The sequence below is a fragment of the Streptomyces sp. NPDC001604 genome, from assembly GCF_042893475.1.
GTDB lineage: Bacteria > Actinomycetota > Actinomycetes > Streptomycetales > Streptomycetaceae > Streptomyces.
Genome location: NZ_JBIAUY010000011.1, coordinates 222,413 through 238,872, shown reverse-complemented (window position 1 = coordinate 238,872; position 16,460 = coordinate 222,413). Strand labels below are relative to the sequence as shown.

General features: G+C 72.6%; 14 protein-coding genes. 9 read left to right on the top strand and 5 right to left on the bottom strand.

What is annotated here, in order from left to right; translation table 11 throughout:
- Positions 1–5: 5 nt before the first annotated feature.
- The gene (locus ACFY1E_RS28300) at positions 6–1,394 is read right to left on the bottom strand and encodes an amino acid permease (protein WP_389080469.1); all 1,389 of its coding nucleotides are present in this window, start codon (positions 1,392–1,394) and stop codon (positions 6–8) included.
- Positions 1,395–1,519: 125 nt separating this feature from the next.
- Between ACFY1E_RS28300 and mmuM the strand changes: the two genes are divergently transcribed.
- Positions 1,520–2,443, top strand: a complete 924-nt coding sequence (gene mmuM, locus ACFY1E_RS28295) for a homocysteine S-methyltransferase (protein WP_389080468.1) — start codon at positions 1,520–1,522, stop codon at positions 2,441–2,443.
- A 199-nt stretch (positions 2,444–2,642) separates the two neighbouring features.
- On the opposite strand, the gene ACFY1E_RS28290 is transcribed toward mmuM, so the two are convergent.
- A complete protein-coding gene (locus tag ACFY1E_RS28290; RefSeq protein ID WP_389080466.1) occupies positions 2,643–4,229 on the bottom strand; it encodes a carboxylesterase/lipase family protein in 1,587 nt (528 codons plus the stop codon).
- 312 nt (positions 4,230–4,541) lie between these two features.
- On the opposite strand from ACFY1E_RS28290, the gene ACFY1E_RS28285 reads away from it, so the two are divergent.
- The 3 genes from ACFY1E_RS28285 to ACFY1E_RS28275 all read left to right on the top strand — a co-directional run bounded on the left by ACFY1E_RS28285 (position 4,542) and on the right by ACFY1E_RS28275 (position 6,830).
- A complete protein-coding gene (locus ACFY1E_RS28285) occupies positions 4,542–5,585 on the top strand; it encodes a LacI family DNA-binding transcriptional regulator (protein ID WP_389080465.1) in 1,044 nt (347 codons plus the stop codon).
- Between the two features lie 157 nt (positions 5,586–5,742).
- Positions 5,743–6,375 carry a VOC family protein gene (locus ACFY1E_RS28280; protein ID WP_389080463.1) on the top strand — a complete coding sequence of 211 codons (633 nt, stop codon included), beginning with the start codon at positions 5,743–5,745 and terminating at the stop codon, positions 6,373–6,375.
- A gap of 53 nt (positions 6,376–6,428) precedes the next feature.
- Positions 6,429–6,830, top strand: a complete 402-nt coding sequence (locus tag ACFY1E_RS28275) for a VOC family protein (protein ID WP_389080462.1) — start codon at positions 6,429–6,431, stop codon at positions 6,828–6,830.
- On the opposite strand, the gene ACFY1E_RS28270 is transcribed toward ACFY1E_RS28275, so the two are convergent.
- Positions 6,813–7,499, bottom strand: coding sequence for a helix-turn-helix domain-containing protein (locus tag ACFY1E_RS28270; protein WP_389080460.1), 687 nt, complete (start codon positions 7,497–7,499; stop codon positions 6,813–6,815). The genes ACFY1E_RS28275 and ACFY1E_RS28270 overlap by 18 nt on opposite strands.
- 194 nt (positions 7,500–7,693) lie before the next feature.
- On the bottom strand, positions 7,694–8,668 hold the full coding sequence (locus tag ACFY1E_RS28265; RefSeq protein ID WP_389080459.1) for a cupin domain-containing protein: 975 nt from the start codon (positions 8,666–8,668) through the stop codon (positions 7,694–7,696).
- 80 nt (positions 8,669–8,748) lie between these two features.
- Here ACFY1E_RS28265 and ACFY1E_RS28260 point away from each other — a divergent pair, with 80 nt between their 5' ends.
- On the top strand, positions 8,749–9,591 hold the full coding sequence (locus tag ACFY1E_RS28260) for an NmrA family NAD(P)-binding protein (RefSeq protein ID WP_389080458.1): 843 nt from the start codon (positions 8,749–8,751) through the stop codon (positions 9,589–9,591).
- A 112-nt stretch (positions 9,592–9,703) separates the two neighbouring features.
- Here the strand turns inward: ACFY1E_RS28260 and ACFY1E_RS28255 are convergent, their stop codons facing one another.
- Positions 9,704–10,846 carry a YihY/virulence factor BrkB family protein gene (locus ACFY1E_RS28255; protein ID WP_389080456.1) on the bottom strand — a complete coding sequence of 381 codons (1,143 nt, stop codon included), beginning with the start codon at positions 10,844–10,846 and terminating at the stop codon, positions 9,704–9,706.
- 210 nt (positions 10,847–11,056) lie between these two features.
- On the opposite strand from ACFY1E_RS28255, the gene ACFY1E_RS28250 reads away from it, so the two are divergent.
- From ACFY1E_RS28250 to ACFY1E_RS28235, 4 genes are all read left to right on the top strand, one after another.
- The gene (locus tag ACFY1E_RS28250) at positions 11,057–12,691 is read left to right on the top strand and encodes an acyl-CoA dehydrogenase family protein (RefSeq protein WP_389080455.1); all 1,635 of its coding nucleotides are present in this window, start codon (positions 11,057–11,059) and stop codon (positions 12,689–12,691) included.
- Between the two features lie 293 nt (positions 12,692–12,984).
- Entirely contained in the window at positions 12,985–14,274 is a 1,290-nt protein-coding gene (locus tag ACFY1E_RS28245) for a GAF domain-containing protein (RefSeq protein ID WP_389080453.1), read from the top strand.
- A 174-nt stretch (positions 14,275–14,448) separates the two neighbouring features.
- Positions 14,449–15,723 (top strand): hypothetical protein, encoded by a 1,275-nt coding sequence (locus ACFY1E_RS28240; protein ID WP_389080452.1) that lies wholly within the window; start codon positions 14,449–14,451, stop codon positions 15,721–15,723.
- Positions 15,724–15,856: 133 nt separating this feature from the next.
- Entirely contained in the window at positions 15,857–16,429 is a 573-nt protein-coding gene (locus ACFY1E_RS28235; RefSeq protein WP_389080450.1) for a GNAT family N-acetyltransferase, read from the top strand.
- The last annotated feature ends 31 nt before the right edge of the window (positions 16,430–16,460 follow it).

Genomic DNA, 16,460 nt, shown 5'->3' with positions numbered 1-16,460 from the left:
TCGTCTCACGCGGACAGCGTGGCCGTCTCCCCCTCCGACTCCTGCTTCCGGCCCTGTAGCCACACGTACACCGGGATCCCCGCGAACAGGAACAGCACACCCTGGTAGACGGCCGCGTAACCGGCGCCCGCGATCAGCCAGAAGGAGAACGCGAAGGACAGGGCGGCGACGGTCAGGTCGCGGGCGAGTCCGGCCGGGCGGACGCGCTCGCGGGTGCCCCGGGCCAGCCAGTACAGCTGCGCGGCGGCCGACAGCAGGTAGGGCACGCAGCCGGTGAACGTCGTGATCAGGACGAGGACGCGGAAGGTGGTGTCGGGGCCCGCCGTGTAGTTCAGGGCGATCAGGAGCGTGCCGAGGACCGCGACGGCCCAGACCCCGAAGCCGGGCACCCCGCCCTTGCCGACCTTCGCGAACGGTGCCGGGAAGAGGCCGTCGCGGGCGGCGGCGTACGGCATCTGCGCGGCCATCAGGATCCAGCCGTTGAGGCAGCCCGTGATCGACGCGACGGCGACCAGGGCGATGGCCGTGCCGCCCCAGGAGCCGCCGGTGATCGCGTTCACGGCGTCGGCGAAGGGGGCGCCGGAGTTCACCAGCTTGTCGTGCGGGACGAGACCGAAGACGGCGACCGTGCCGAGGAGGTAGACGAGGGCGGAGCCCAGGGTGCCGAGGACGCTCGCGCGGCCGACGTTTCGCTCCGGGTTCTCCACCTCGCCCGCGCTGACCGCGGCCGACTCGACGCCGAGGAAGCTGTAGAGGAGCAGGGCTGCCGCCGCGGCGAGCGCGCCGGGCGTGCTGTCGCCGGAGGCGTTGAACGGGCCGAAGTTGTCCGCGTCGACGAAGAAGAGCCCGATCGTGGAGACGAGCAGCAGCGGCACGAACTTCAGGATCGTCGACACCACCTGGACCGCGCCGACCCAGCGGGTCCCGGCGAAGTTCGCGGCCGCCGGCAGCCACAGCGCGGCAAGGGCCACGACCGCTTCCAGGGCGTGGTTGCCGTGCAGGGGGACGAGAACATCGACGTAGCCGACGACCGCGACGGCGAGCGCGGCGATGCTGACCCAGCACATCGTCCAGTACGACCAGGCCGACAGGAACCCGGCGAACGGGCCGAACGCGTCGCGCGGGTACACATACAGACCGCCGGTGACCGGGCTGCGCCGGGCCAGCCTGCCGAAGAGCAGGGCGAGCAGTACCGCGGCGACCGACAGCACGAGGAACGCGAGCAGACTCACCGTGCCGTACGGGGCGACGGCGGCGGGCAGGGCGAAGATGCCGCCGCCGATGATGTTGCCCATGACCAGCGCGGTGGCCGCGGCGAGGCCGAAGGTGCGGCGGGGAGTGGCGGTGGCGGCCGGCTCGGATGCGGTGGCCTCGGTGGGGCTGGGGGCAGTCATGGTGCTTTCCGTGCAGAGGGGGACCGGGGGTGCGTGATCGTAACCCGGCGTCCCACATGCTGGGCGATCTGTTCACGTGCTGGACATGAACGGTCGTCACCGGCCCCTTCGGTTAGCGTCTTCCCATGACCAGCGACACCCCTTCCTCCCTCGCCGAGGCCCTCGCCGCCGGAACCGTCGTGCTCGACGGCGGCATGTCCAACCAGCTGGAGTCCGCCGGGCACGACCTGAGCGACGAGCTGTGGTCGGCGCGGCTGCTCGCCGAGCGGCCCGAGGCGATCACCGAGGCACACCTCGCGTACTACGAGGCGGGGGCCGACGTGGCGATCACGTCGAGCTACCAGGCCACGTTCGAGGGGTTCGCGGGGCGCGGGATCGGGCGGGAGCGGGCCGCCGAACTGCTCGCTCTGAGCGTGGAGTTGGCCCGCGAGGCGGCGAAGCAGGCGCAGGCCAAGGGGGTCACGCGGCCCCTGTGGGTGGCCGCGTCGGTCGGCCCGTACGGGGCGATGCTCGCGGACGGCTCCGAGTACCGGGGGCGGTACGGGCTGAGCGTCGACGAGCTGGAGCGCTTCCACCGGCCCCGGCTGGAGGTGCTGGCCGCCGCCGGTCCGGACGTACTGGCGCTGGAGACGGTGCCGGATGCCGAGGAGGCGGCGGCGCTGCTGCGGGGGGTGCGGGGACTTGGCGTCCCCGCCTGGCTCTCGTACACCGTGGACGGTGATCGCACCCGTGCGGGGCAGTCGCTGGAGGAGGCGTTCGGCCTTGCCGCCGACGTGGACGAAGTGATCGCTGTCGGCGTCAATTGCTGTGCGCCGGAGGATGTCGACCGTGCGGTGCGGACTGCCGTCCGGGTCACTGGCAAACCGGTCGTCGTCTACCCCAACAGCGGGGAGGCCTGGGATGCGGAGGGTCGCACCTGGGCGGGGCGGTCCTCCTTCGCCGCCGAACAGGTTTCGGGATGGCGGGGTGCCGGGGCGCGGCTGATCGGTGGTTGCTGCCGGGTGGGGCCGGAGGCCATCGCGGGGATTGCCGGGGCGCTGGGTCGCTGAAGCGTTCGCCTTTTCGCCGTAGGGGTTCTGTGTCGCGGCTGCCGCTTGTCTGTGGCTGCTCGCGCCGTTCCCCGCGCCCCTTTCGGGGCGCAGGCTGGAGTTCACGGCCGTGGTCTCCGCGACGGACACGTGTCTGGCGATGTTCCGCCGGCCGGTTACGACGGCAGTGGCGGCAGTCCGGAGGCAGCCGCCCCGGTGGTCACTGTCGGCGGACCGAGCCGGGCAGCCGCAGCCGCCGTACGACGGACCGCAGTTCCGCGCTGCGGGCGGGTGAGCCGTCGACCCGGACCGATGCGGGTGGGGAGGGCGGAGTCCTGAGGGCGTCGGCGGTCCACAGGGCGATTTCGGCGTCCCGCGGGCCGTGGACGGTCCGGGGCTCGCCCGCGTCGAAGATCCGCACCGGATGCGTGGCGTCCCAGGGCTCCCAGCCGGGGTCCCCGTCGGCCGCGAACCGCACCCACGCCGCGTGCATGGCGTCGGCCAGCTCCTGAGGCGCGCCCTCACCTGCGAGTTTTTGCGATTCCGGTACGTCGCCGGTGTCGAAGACGAAACCGAGCTCCAGGGCGTGGCAGGCGCCGAGGCCGGGGAGGTTGGAGGGCCAGGCGAACTCGTACACGTACGAGGTGCCGGTGCGGGCGTCGGCCAGGTGGTGCAGCGGGAGGCGCAGCAGATGGTCGGTGACCATCTGGCCGACGATCTCGGCGGTACCGGCCTCGGGGTGCAGGTTGCGGTAGCCGCGGGGTACCTCGGTGTTGCAGTGGCAGCGGGCCATGGCGCCGGCCAGGGCGACCGCGCCCAGGTGGTCGACGCGTTCCAGGAGGCCGCCGGGGACGAGCCAGAGGCGGTACTCGTCGCTGGTCCACCCCATCATCAGGTCGACGCCGTGCGCCGCGTCGCCGTCGACGAGCGCCTCCAGGGGGTCGCGCGGCACCAGGTCGCCATCGACGACGATGCCGAAGGAGGGACCGCCGAGCACCGGGCTGCTGAGCTTGCCGACGTCGGCCTGGGTGCGCAGGAGCAGGTCACGGTCGACGTCGGCGAAGGCCGCTGCGGTCGCAGGGATCTTCAGGCGGGTGGCCATGCGGCGCACCATGCGCCGTACCTTGTCCCGTTCGAACGCCTCGGGCGGCCCGCTCTGCAGGACCGCCCGCCGTACCAGCCCCTGTGCCTGCGGGGCGGCCAGCAGGGCGCCGATGCTGATGGCCCCCGCGGACTGCCCGGCGACGGTGATCCGGTCGGGGTCGCCGCCGAAGGCGGTGATCGACTCGTGCACCCATCGCAGGGCGGCGAGCTGGTCGCGCAGGCCGGGGTTGGCGGGGGCGTCCGGGAACAGTCCGTAACCCTCGACTCCCAGCCGGTAGTTGACCGAGACCAGGACGACGCCGTCCCGGGCGAAGTTTCGCCCGTCGTACACGAGCACCGCGGAGGATCCCCTGGTCAGGGCGCCGCCGTGCAGCCACACAAGTACCGGGAGCCGGGCCCCTGGGCCCGGCTCCGGCGTCCACACGTTCAGATTGAGGCAGTCGTCACCGGGGATGACCGGGTCGGACAGGTACTTCTCGAAGGCCTCGGAGTACGGCGGCTTCGGCGGCGTCGGCCCGAACGCGCCCGCGTCGCGCACGCCGTCCCAGGGCTCGGGCGGTACCGGCGGCCGAAACCTGTGGGGGCCGAAGGGGGGCGCGGCGTACGGGATGCCGCGGAACACCGCGACGCCGTGCTCGTACCGGCCGCGTACGGCTCCGTACGGCGTGCTCACCACCGGGTCTGCCTGGACTGCTGCCGTCATACGACCACCAGCCTCCTCACCGCGCCACTGCACCGGTAACACCAGAGCACCACAGATCGCTCCGGTATTCCGGTGCAGAGCGCGATTCACCGGCTACTTGGCGTACACCAGGGTGCCGAAGCCGAGCTAGCTGCCCCGGGTCGGCGCCGCCTCAGCTGCGTTCGAAGTTTCGAAAGTCCGAAACCATGAAGGCCTGCGAAGTACGGCCTCTTCCCGACGTGATCCAGTGAACTTAGGGTAGGAAGCGCTTACCGTTTCCGCGCTGGTCGAAACTTTTCATGGCCCTCGGGCGGGCCGGAGAGGTGGTTCCCGATGGTTCGCACGGGGAGTGCGAGCGTGGCGGCCGGGCCGACGCTGGCGGTCGTGGCCCGCGCGGCGGGGGTGTCCGTGCCGACCGCGTCCAAGGTGGTCAACGGCCGGGAGGACGTGGCTCCGGAGACGCGCCGCCGTGTCACCGAGGCACTCGACCGGCTCGGCTATGTCCGCAGACCCCGGTTCGACGCGGCGAAGGTGCCGGGGCTGGTCGACCTGGTCGTGCACTCGCTGGACAGTTCCTGGTCGGGGGCGGTGCTGCACGGTGTGGAGGCGGCGGCGCACGACGCGGGTCTCGAAGTGGTCGTCTCGGCGGGACTCACCCGCACCCGTGGCGGGCGCCCGGAGCGCGGCTGGCTGGACAAGCTGATCGCGCGTGGTTCGTCCGGGGTGCTGTTCAACCTGGCCGAGCTGACGCCCTCGCAGTACGCCTGGCTGGACACGCACCGCATCCCGTACGTCCTGATCGACCCGGTTCTCGAACCCCCGCCGGGTGTGGTGTCGGTGGGCGCGGCGAACTGGCAGGGCGGGGTCACCGCGACCGAGCACCTGCTCTCCCTCGGCCACGAACGCATCGCCGTCATCGCCGGCCACCAGCGCAAGATGTGCAGCAGCGCCCGGGTCGCCGGGTACCGCTCGGCGCTCGCCTCGGCGGGGGTGCGGCATCGGCCGGAGTACGTCCGGCACGCCGGCTTCGACGAGGGCGTCGCGCATCGGCGCATGCTGGACCTTCTGGACCTGTCCGAGCCGCCGACGGCGGTGTTCGTGTGCTCCGACCACATGGCGCTGGGGGTGTACCGAGCCCTGGCCGCACGGGGGTTGCGGGTTCCGGACGACATCAGTGTGGTGGGCTTCGACGATCTGCCCGAGTCGCGGTGGGTCGCTCCCGCTCTGACGACGATTCGGCAGCCGTTGTCGGAGATGGCGGCGGGGGCGTTGCACCTGCTTGTGCGGATGATGGCAGGGGATCGGCCGGAGGGGACGCGTACGGAGTTGTCCACTCGGCTGGTGGAGCGGGGCAGTACGGGGTGCCCCCGGCGGTAGTGCCGTTGCGGGTTGTCGGTTGTCTGCGGCTGCGTGGGGCCGGTCGCGCCCACGCGGCGGAGCCGCATATCGACACGGCCGCGCGCCCCTGAAGGGGCGCTGCCATCGCCGCACGGGTGTTCCATTGCGGTGGTCGTCCTGCGTAATCTCGGCTTCGATGAACCCCATTCCCGCGCGCCTGGACCATCTTGTCCTTGCGACGCCCGAACTCGCCGCGACGGTGGCCGACTTCGCTCGGCGTACCGGTGTGACGCCCGCGCCCGGTGGGGCTCATGTCGGTTTCGGTACGCGTAATCATCTGGTGTCGTTGGGTGGTTCCAGTTATCTGGAGATCATCGGCCCTGATCCGGAGCAGGCGGGGCCGGAGGGGCCCCGGCCGTTCGACGTCGACCAGCTGGCCTCCGCGCGGACGGTGACCTGGGCGATCAGTTCGCCGGATCTGGATGCGGCGGTCGTGGCGGCTCGGGCGCGGGGGTACGATCCCGGGCCGGTGCGGCCGATGAGTCGTCGTCGGCCGGACGGGACGCTGCTGGAGTGGCGCCTGACCGACGGTGACACCGCGCATCCGTCCGGTCTCGTTCCCTTTCTCATCGACTGGGGGTCCTCGGTCCACCCGACGGCTGCGGGGCTGCCCGTCACTCCCCTGCTCCGGCTGTCGGCGACTGCCCCGGACCCGGACGAGATACGCCCTCTCCTGGCCGCCGTCGGAGCCGAGCTGGTCGTGACCGAGGGGCCGGTGGGTCTCTCGTTCACGGTGGACACCCCTCGCGGGCCGGTGACCTTCGGCTGAGGGTGTCCGATTCCTTCAAGACCGGCCGCCGGGGCGCTGCCTACGGTGACGGCATGACTCCACGATTCGCCGTGGTCGGCCTCGTCGTCTCCGACCTGGCCGCCTCGCTCGCCTTCTACCGTCGTCTCGGGCTCGTCTTCCCCGAGGGCTCCGAGGACCAGCCGCACGTCGAGGCCGAACTGCCCGGAGGGCTGACCCTCGCCCTGGATCCCGAGGAGACCGTCCGTTCCTTCCACCCGGGGTGGCAGCCGCCGACCGCCGGCGGCCGGATCTCGCTCGCCTTCAAGTGCGGGTCGCCCACCGAGGTGGACTCCGTCTACGAGGACCTCGTGGGCGCCGGGTACCACGGCGAACTCAAGCCGTGGGACGCCTTCTGGGGGATGCGGTACGCCGTGGTGCACGACCCGGACGGCAACGGCGTCGACCTGTTCGCACAGCTACCCGCGGCCGAGTAGCTGCCCGAGCCGCAGCCCCGCCAACTCCTTGACGTCGCGGGCCAGATGGGCCTGGTCGGCGAACCCGGTCCGGGCCGCCGTCTCCGCGAACGGCACCCCTTCCCGGGCCAGCCGCAGCGCCCGCTGCAGCCGCAGCACCCGGGCCAGCATCTTGGGGCCGTAGCCGAAGGCGGCGAGGGAGCGGCGGTGCAACTGGCGGGCTCCCAGGCCGAGTTCGTCGGCGGCGGCTGCGACCGGGCGGCCCTCGCCGAGGGCGGTCACGAGGTGCCGTAGCAGCGGGTCAGGAGGGTCAGTGTCGGCGGCCAGCCGCAGCGCCAGCTCCTCCAGACCGTCCGCCGTTTCGACGGCGGCGTTCACTCGGGCGGTGAGACGGCGGACCTCCGCGGCCGGCCGCAGTTCGCCGAGCGCCACGCGCCGGTCCCGCAGCTCGTGCGCGGGCACGCCCAGGAGGGCGGGCGCGGTGCCGGGGTAGAAGCGGACGCCGACCCACACTCCCGGCTCGCCCGCGGTGACGTACGCATGTGTGTCGGGGCCCGCGACCAACAGCCGGCCCTGGTGCCACAGCAGGTCCATGCAGCCGTCGGGGAGCACCCGCCCGGCCCCCGCCTCGGACGGGCTGTTCGTCCACACGACGGCCCCGGTCAGCCGTGACGCCCTCTCCGTGTACACGTACGGAAGGCTACGCCGTCGGCATCCGGTGCTCCTGCGGGCTCATGCCGCTCGACGGCACCGCACACCGCGAACGCCCTGCGCCGGCCAACCGGCGGCCGCCCCCCAAGCCCGTCGATCGAGCAGCACGCGCCCCGCTCCCGCCAGACAGGCCGTACGTCCGCACGACCGCCCCGCGACACCCCCGCGGAAGGCTACGGCGTCCGCGTCCGGTGCTCCTGCGGGCTCACGCCGTACACCCGCTTGAAGGCGCTGGACAGTGCGAACGGGCTGCCGTAGCCGACCTGGCGGGCGATCGCCTCCAGGGTGTCGTCCGTGTCGCGCAGCCGGTCGGCGGCCAGGGCCAGGCGTCGGCCGGTCAGGTACGTCATGGGGGGTTCGCCCAGGAGGCCGGTGAAGCGGCGGGCGAGGGCGGCCCGGGAGACTCCCGCCTTGGCCGCGAGGGAGGCGACCGTCCAGGGGTGGGCGGGATCGTCGTGGAGCAGGCGGACGACCCGGCCCACCACGGGGTCCGCCAGCGCCCGGTACCAGGCCGGTGCCGCCGCCTCAGGGCGGGCGAACCAGGCCCTGAGCGCGGCGATGACCAGCAGGTCGAGGAGGCGGTCCAGGACGACCTCCTGGCCCGGCTCGTCCCGCACGATCTCCTCCATGAGGAGCGGGGTGAGCGGGCAGTCCCACACCTCGGGTGTGAGGGACAGCAGCGGTGGCAGGGCGTCCAGCAGCCGCCCGCTGACCTCGCCCTGCCACAGATAGGTGCCGATCAGCAGCACGGCCGACCCGTCGAGCCGGTCGCCCCAGGTGCGCACACCGAGGTCCATGACGCCGTTGAGGGAACGTCCGTCGGGGTAGCGGCACTCGGCCCCCGGCAGGATCAGCGCCTGCGGCTGCGTCTCGGGGGCGTCGGCACAGGTGTACGGGTCCGGACCGCGCGCGATGGCGAGGTCGCCGGGCCGTAGCAGCACCCTCCCCCAGCCTTCGGCCGGGGGGACCCCCAGCTCGTTTCGCTCGCCCGCGTCCGGCATGATCCACGCCTCGCCACGGACCATCAGCATGACGGTGAGCGGGGCCCGGTCCTCGATCCGTACGCACCAGGGCGGTTCGAAGCACGCCCGGATCATGAAGGCGCCCCGCGCGCGGGGTCCGTCGAGGAGACCTGCAAGGGGGTCCATGCCGTGAGCGTAGACGCCCGCGCATGGGAATGAGCCGTTCGGCGATGGGGTCTTGGGGCGTGCGGCCCTTGACTGGGGGCATGGCTGACGACGCAGCGAACACGCAGAACATGACGGTGGTGGTGACCGGTGCCTCGGGGCGCACCGGGAGCCGCGTGGTGCGGGCGGCACGGGCGGCGGGGTTCGCGGTGCGGGCCGCGTCCCGCGCCCACGGTTTCGACTGGGAGGACCCGACGACCTGGGCGCAGACCCTGCGGGGCGCCGACGCGGCGTACCTCGTGCACCCGTCCGACGTCGGCGCCCCTGCGGCGGCCGAGAGCGTCGGGGCGCTCGCCCGGGAGGCGGTCGGGCTCGGGGTGCGGCGGCTGGTGCTGCTGTCGGCGCGCGGCGAGGAGCAGGCCCTGGCGACCGAGGAGGCGCTGAAGGCCTCGGGTGCCGACTGGACGGTGGTACGGGCCGCGTGGTTCGCGCAGAACTTCAGCGAGGGGCCGCTGGTGCAGGAGTTGCGCAGGGGTGAGCTGGTGTTTCCGGCGGGTGAGGTGCGGGAGCCGTTCGTCGATGTGCGGGACATCGCCGACGTGGTCGCTGCGGCTTTGACGGCCGGGGAGCGGTATGTCGGGCGGATGGTGGAGGTGACCGGGCCTCGGCTGCTGTCGTTCCGCGAGGCGGTCGCAGAGATCTCTGCGGCGAGCGGTAGGGAGGTTTCCTATGCGCCGGTGCCTGCGCGGGCTTATGGCGAGGCGCTGACCGGGTTCGGTGTGCCGGCGGAGGAGGCGGAGTTTCTGGTGGAGGTGTTCGAGGGGCTGCTCGACGGGCGCAATGCGCATCTCACGGACGGGGTCCGGCGGGTGCTGGGGCGTGCGCCCCGTGACTTCGGGGATTTCGTGCGGGAAGCCGCCGCTGCGGGGGTCTGGAAGGCTTGACGAGGAGCGCCGTTGGGGCGCGGGACGTCCGCGGAGTGCGGGCCGTGTGCGGTTGAGCGAGCCCACGCGGCGGAGCCGCAAGATCCACAGCCCCGCGACCCTTTGGGGCGCATCAGGGACCGTCGTGTTTGTGGTGCGGGTGGGTGCTCTTCACATGTGTCCGCAGCCTTGACGTCACGTCCTCCGGGGGCAGGAAGCGGGACCAGCGTTCCGGGAACTCGGAGGGCATGTCCGGGTCGGTCGGGTCGGTTTCGTGGCCGGCGGCCGCGCGGGCCACGTGCTCGGCCAGTTGCACCTCGCGCATCCGCTCGTTCGCGGCGCGGGCGGCGGCGGTGGCGGCGGCCGGCCAGACCCGGTCGATCGCGGCGTTGACCGCGGCCCCGACGAGGACGGCGAACGCGGACACACCGATCCACAGCAGTACGGCGACGGGCGCGGCCAGCGAGCCGTAGATGGTGGGGCCCTCGACCGTGCTGGTCAGGTAGATGCGCAGCAGGAAGCTGCCGAGCACCCACATCGCGAGGGCGACCAGGGCGCCGGGCACGTCCTCGATCCACGGGGAGCGGACGGGCACGGACACGTGGTACAGCGTGGTCAGGAACGCGATCGACAGGACGATGACCACGGGCCAGTACAGGACCTGTACGACGGTCGTCGACCACGGCACGACGTTCACCACCGCGTCCGGCCCGGCCACCATCAGCGGCAGCGCGACCGAGCCGATCAGCAGGGCCACGATGAACAGCGCGAAGGACAGCAGGCGGGTCTTCACGATGCCGCGGACGCCGTCGAGGCCGTACATCACGGTGATGGTGTCGATGAAGACGTTCACCGCGCGGGAGCCCGACCACAGGGCGAACAGGAAGCCGATGGAGATGACGTCGGGCCGGCCGCCCTTCATCACGTCGTGCAGGATGGGCTGGGCGATCTCCGAGACGCCCTTGTCGGACAGGACCGTGCGGGACGCCTCCAGGATGTTGGTCTCCAGGCTCGCGATGGAGTGGGCGCCGGTCCAGGCGTCGACGTAGCCGAGCAGGCCGATCAGGCTCAGGAGCAGGGGCGGCACGGACAGCAGCGTGAAGAACGCGGCCTCGGCCGCGAGGCCCAGGATGCGGTACTCCATGCACGAGTTGACCGTGTCCTTGAGCAGCAGCCAGGCAGTCCTGCGCTTCGAGACGTTCCGATAGAGGGCACGCGCCCGGTGGAGACGCCCGGAGGGAGGGCTGCTCTGCGGCGATTCACTTGCTGACTGCACGACCTAACGGTATCCGCCGTGGCCGAGTGCGCTCATCCCCCGGCCCGGCGGCCGCTGGAGGGATACAACCCATTTTTCTGTCATGTCCGCGTGCGCCGGATCGTTCGGTGTCCGTCCGGCCGCCCGGGCAGGGGCGGGGGCGAGAACCGACCGCCTCCGCGGCCGAGGACCGTGCGTGACCCGCGCCCGGCCCCGGGGTACTTTCGCCGCATGGCAGGCACCACGCACACCGTGACCAACCAGCCCCCACCCCTGACCGACTACGACCTCTTCGGCGCCGACCGCGCCCTCACCGAGGCCGTCGAACGGCACCTGGACCCCGAGCTGCTCGACGAGGTGCGCGGCGAGCTGGCCGCGCTCGGCCGGGCCTCCGGTTCGGCGCAGCTGCAGGAGTGGGCGGTCCAGGCGAACGAGAACCCGCCGCGGCTGCGCACCCACGACCGCCACGGCCACCGTGTCGACGAGGTCGACTTCCACCCCGCCTGGCACCGCCTGCTCGGCAAGGGTGTCGCGGCGGGGCTGACCGCGGCCTGGGTCCGGCCCGGCGGCCATGTCCGCAGAGCCGCCGCGTTCCTGGTGTGGACGCAGGTCGAGGCCGGGAACCTCTGCCCCCTGTCGATGACGCACGCGGCCGTCCCCGCCCTGCGCACCGACCCGGCTCTTGCCGCCGAGTGGGAGCCGCGGCTCACGTCCATGGTCTACGACCGCGAGCTGCGGCCCGCCCGCCTCAAGGCAGGGGCGCTGTTCGGGATGGGCATGACGGAGAAGCAGGGCGGCAGCGACGTACGCGCCAACACGACGACTGCACGGCCCCTCGCCGAGGAGGGCACGTACGAGCTCACCGGGCACAAGTGGTTCTGCTCGGCCCCGATGTCCGACGGTTTTCTGGTGCTCGCCCAGGCCCCGGAAGGGCTCACCTGCTTCCTCGTGCCGCGCGTCCTGGAGGACGGCTCCCGCAACGTCTTCCTGATCCAGCGGCTCAAGGACAAGCTCGGCAACCGCTCCAACGCCTCCGGTGAGGTCGAGTTCGACGGCACCTGGGCCCGCCGGGTCGGCGAGGAGGGGCGCGGGGTGCGGACCATCATCGACATGGTGGCGGCGACCCGGCTGGACTGCGTGCTGGGCTCGGCCGGTCTGATGCGGCAGGCGGTCGCGCAGGCCGTGCACCACTGCACCCACCGGGAGGCGTTCGGCGGGAAGCTGGTCGACAAGCCGCTGATGCGCAACGTCCTCGCCGATCTCGCGCTGGAGTCCGAGGCGGCGACCACGCTCGCGCTGCGTCTCGCCGCCGCCTGTGACGACGGGAGCGAGCAGGAGCGGGCGCTGCTGCGGATCGCCGTGCCGGCCGCCAAGTACTGGGTGACCAAGCGCTGTACGCCGGTCACGGTCGAGGCGGCCGAGTGCCTGGGCGGCAACGGGTACGTCGAGGAGTCGGGGCTGCCCCGGCTGGTGCGCGAGTCGCCGCTCAACTCGATCTGGGAGGGCGCGGGCAATGTGCAGGCGCTGGACGTGCTGCGCGCCCTGCAGCGCGAGCCGGACGCCCTCAACGCCTATCTCCAGGAGGTCGGCAGGGCCCGCGGTGCCGACCACCGCCTGGACGCCGCGATCAAGGACCTGCTGACCGAGCTGGCCGACCTGGACGGGATCGAGGGACGGGCCCGGCGGCTGACGGAACGGCTCGCGCTGGTGCTCCAGGGTTCGCTGCTCGTCCGGTACGCCCCACCGGAGGTGGCCGACGCCTTCTGCGCCGCACGACTGGGCGGCGACGGGGGCGCGGCCTTCGGGACGCTGCCCCACACGCTGGACCTGGCGTCGGTGGTGGAGCGGGCCCGACCGGTGTCCTGACCGGGGCTCATGTCGTACGGGGGTGGTGCTGCGCCGACACGGCACCACCCCCGCCCAACCGGCCCGTTCGAGGCCACGAACGCCGCTCGGGACGGCGTTGCTCAATATTCAATCAAGCAGGAGCCGGTCCACCAGGGTTGCAAGGGGTTGCAACTTGTTGCTGTCTGCGGCTGGAGTAGGCCCGTCCGCCACGAACGGACGGCACTATGGACGGACAGTACGGACGACTCCGGCTCCGTGGCCGAAACGCGGCCAGAAACCGGTTGTCCCGAGCCCTTCTTCCGGGAGGCCCCGTGGTGCACCCGCCGACGGACGTGACGCAGCTCGCCGTGGTCGACACGGCGCGCGCGGCGCGGGTACTCAGCGAGGTCCGCGCCGCCAGGCTCTCCGGGCAGCGCACCGCCGTCGCGCCGCGCCCGGTGATCGAGCAGTCCTGGGGGCGCATGCTGCGCAGCGGCATCGACCCCGAACGCGACCATCGTTCCGGGCTGCTGCCCTCCGACGAGGTGCGGCGGCGCCGGGAGAGCACGACGCTGCGGCACGTCCTGCCGGTGCTGCGGGAGGGGCTGCTGTCGGTCGCGGACGTCGCCCACCACATCATGGTGGTCGCCGACGCGGACGGCCGGGTGCTGTGGCGCGAGGGCAGCCCGGCCGTACTGCGCAAGGCGGACGGGCTCGGCTTCGAACCGGGCGCCGACTGGCGGGAGGACGTCGTCGGGACGAACGGCATCGGCACCCCGGCCGTGGTGCGCCGCCCCGTGCAGGTCTTCGGCTCGGAGCACTTCGTGCGCTCGCAGACCTCCTGGACCTGTACCGGTGCGCCCATCACGGACCCGCGCGACGGCCGGCTGATCGGTGTCGTGGACGTCAGCGGACCGCTGGAGACGATGCACCCGGCCACCCTCGCCTGGGTGGACTCGGTGGCCAAGCTCGCCGAGGCCCGGCTGCGCGAGCTGCATCTGACCTCGCTGGAGCGGCTGCGCGCGGTGGCCGCGCCGGTGCTGGCCCGGGTGGGCGGCAGGGCCCTGGCCGTGGACCGGGACGGCTGGACCGCGGCGGTGACCGGGATGCCGTACACCAGCCGGATCGCCCTGCCCAAGTCCCTGACGGCGGGCCGCCGGTGGCTGCCGCCGCTCGGTCTGTGCATGGTGGAGCCGCTGGCCGAGGGCTGGCTGATCCGGGCCACGGACGAGCCGGTGCCGCGTGGCGCCACGCGCATCGTGCTGGACCTGACGCAGTCGCGCCGCTGGTCGGTCACGGTGTCCGGGTCGGCGGGCTCCTGGAGCCACGAACTGAGTCCCCGGCACGCCGAATTGCTGTATCTGCTCGCCCTGCAGCGCGGCGGCCGCAGCGCCGCGGGCCTGGCCGAGGAGGTGTTCGGCGACCCGGCCCGCACGGTGACGGTGCGCGCCGAGATGTCCCGAGTACGGCGCTATCTCGGCGGGTTGCTGGAGCACCGGCCGTACCGCTTCGCCGAGGACGCGGAGGTGGAGCTGCTCCTGCCGGCCGATCCGCGCGATCTGCTGCCGCAGTCGACGGCACCGGCGGTGATCAACGTTCGGCACCCGGCCGACACGTCCTGAGCGTGTCCGACACATGCCCCTCAGTGACCACACGGCCGTATCTTCCGCATATTTGCACGGTCTTCGTGCCCTACCGCCCCGGACTGCCGTAGCATCCCTCTACGGGCCACCCCACCTGCTCCTTTGGTCAACACACGGACCAATGGCCGCAGTTGGCCCGCCTCGGGAGGACGTATGAAGCAACGTGGCCGACACCGCAGGCAGAAGCGGGGCCGTGCGCTGCGCGCCTTCCTCGCCGGGACCGCCCTCGCACTCACCGCCGCCGCCACCATGATCAGCGCCTCGCAGGCCACGGTCGGCGACAGGCCGGGGGCCCTCAAGGCACTCGCCGCGCCCGAGCGGACGACCGGGCTGCGGCTCCAGGAGCGGCTTGTTCCGCGCAGCACCCTCGACCGGCTCGCCGCCGCCATGGGCAGGCCCGTCGGCGTGAGCACCGTCCTCGACGACACCGACCACTCCTTGCTGGGCGCCGCCGCCTGTGCGACCGGCGAGCGCACGGCGCTGCCCGTGGCGCCCGCGGCCACCCGCGCGTACTGCTGGGACGCCGCCGACACCCGCGGCTGGCGGGCCGGCGCGGTCACCACCTCCGGGGACGCGGACGACGACGGCCACTGGGGCGACCGCCGTGTGATCCTCTCCGGCTGGACCCACCAGACGGGCAGGTCGGCGAAGCCGGGCCTGGCCCGGGTCGCCTTCGTCGACGCGAGCGACCCCGACCGCCTCACCTACGCCTGGGCGGCCCTCGCCGTCCCCGTCGACGGCGGCCGCGACTACCGCGGGCTCACCTCCCCCGTATCCGGCATGGTCTGGTACCAGGACAAGCTCCTGGTCACCGCTGCCGACGGCCTGTACGTCTACGACGTGCACCGCATCCAGCGGGCCACCGTCGACAGCGGCGCGGTCGGCAGGGTGCGCGGCGGCTGGGCCGCGGACGGCGCGCGGTACGTCCTGCCGGCCGTCGGCTCGTACCGGCCCACCGGTGGGAGCGCACTCCCGGCGGCGATCTCCCTCGACCGCAGCACCGCGCCGGACAGCCTGGTGGCGAGCGAGTGGGTGCCCGCGGACAGCGGCCGGCACACCCGGCTGTGGCGTTACGCGTTCAGCAGCGACCCGGCCCGCGCCGGCCTGCTGGCCACCGACCCCGCGGGACGCACGACCGCGACCGAGGCGTACGAGACGAAGACGGCCGGCGTCGGCGGGGTCCTGTCGTACGGCTCACAGTGGTACCTGGCGCGCGCGGCGGACACCGCGGACGGCCACGGCACCTTGTGGCGGCAGAACGCGCGCGGCGCGAAGGCCACGCGGTGCGGCTCGGACGGGACGAACCGCTGCTGGACCGGACCCTCCGGGTCCCTCTCTTATTGGGAGGAGACCGGTGAGGTGTGGTCGCAGGGCGGGCGAGTGTTGTACGCGTTGCCGCTGAGGTCGATCGACGGGGCTCTGGAGTAGTCACTCCGCGGGCTGGGTCGTTATTCGTCTGCGGCGTCGTTGTGGCTGGTCGCGCCGTTCCCCGCGCCCCTTTGGGGCGCTACCGGACCGCGGCGATCGACAGATCCGCAGGCCGGATGATTCCCTGGCCGGCATGACCAACATTCCCGTGACCACCTGGTCCCTGGAGCAGACCGCGCCGACCGATCTGCTTCCGGCTGCCGCGCCGGAAGGGGACGTGCGGATTGTTCGTTCCGAGGTTCCCTCGCCCGAGTTCAGCCGGTTCCTGTATGCGTCCGTCGGCGGTGACATCCGCTGGATCGACCGGCTGGGCTGGACGTATGCGCGGTGGCAGGAGCACCTGGGCCGGCCGGGCGTGGAGACTTGGGTTGCATACGACCGGGGAACGCCCGCGGGATACGTGGAACTGGAGCCGCAGGACGACGGGGTCGTGGAGATCGTCTACTTCGGTCTGGTGCCCGCCTTCCGGGGCCGGCGGATCGGCGGGCACCTGCTGTCGTACGGTGCCGCCCGTGCCTGGGACCTCGCGGAGCGCTGGCCCGGACTGGCGCAGACGAAGCGGGTCTGGCTGCATACGTGCAGCCTGGACGGGGAGCACGCCATGGACAACTATCTGCGCCGGGGCTTCAGGCTCTTCGACACCAAGGTCGAGGAGCAGGCGGAGGTGGCGGCGCCGGGCCCGTGGCCCGGGGCATACCGCGCCTGACCTGCACCGACAAGACCGGCGGCAACCGATG

Coding starts and splice junctions, on each gene's coding strand:
- ACFY1E_RS28300 (WP_389080469.1), bottom strand. CDS start 1,394: ATGACTGCCCCCAGCCCCACCGAGGCCACCGCATCCGAGCCGGCCGCC.
- ACFY1E_RS28275 (WP_389080462.1), top strand. CDS start 6,429: ATGACTCCACGATTCGCCGTGGTCGGCCTCGTCGTCTCCGACCTGGCC.
- ACFY1E_RS28265 (WP_389080459.1), bottom strand. CDS start 8,668: ATGGACCCCCTTGCAGGTCTCCTCGACGGACCCCGCGCGCGGGGCGCC.
- ACFY1E_RS28235 (WP_389080450.1), top strand. CDS start 15,857: ATGACCAACATTCCCGTGACCACCTGGTCCCTGGAGCAGACCGCGCCG.
- ACFY1E_RS28240 (WP_389080452.1), top strand. CDS start 14,449: ATGAAGCAACGTGGCCGACACCGCAGGCAGAAGCGGGGCCGTGCGCTG.
- mmuM (WP_389080468.1), top strand. CDS start 1,520: ATGACCAGCGACACCCCTTCCTCCCTCGCCGAGGCCCTCGCCGCCGGA.
- ACFY1E_RS28285 (WP_389080465.1), top strand. CDS start 4,542: ATGGTTCGCACGGGGAGTGCGAGCGTGGCGGCCGGGCCGACGCTGGCG.
- ACFY1E_RS28250 (WP_389080455.1), top strand. CDS start 11,057: ATGGCAGGCACCACGCACACCGTGACCAACCAGCCCCCACCCCTGACC.
- ACFY1E_RS28280 (WP_389080463.1), top strand. CDS start 5,743: ATGAACCCCATTCCCGCGCGCCTGGACCATCTTGTCCTTGCGACGCCC.
- ACFY1E_RS28260 (WP_389080458.1), top strand. CDS start 8,749: ATGGCTGACGACGCAGCGAACACGCAGAACATGACGGTGGTGGTGACC.
- ACFY1E_RS28290 (WP_389080466.1), bottom strand. CDS start 4,229: ATGACGGCAGCAGTCCAGGCAGACCCGGTGGTGAGCACGCCGTACGGA.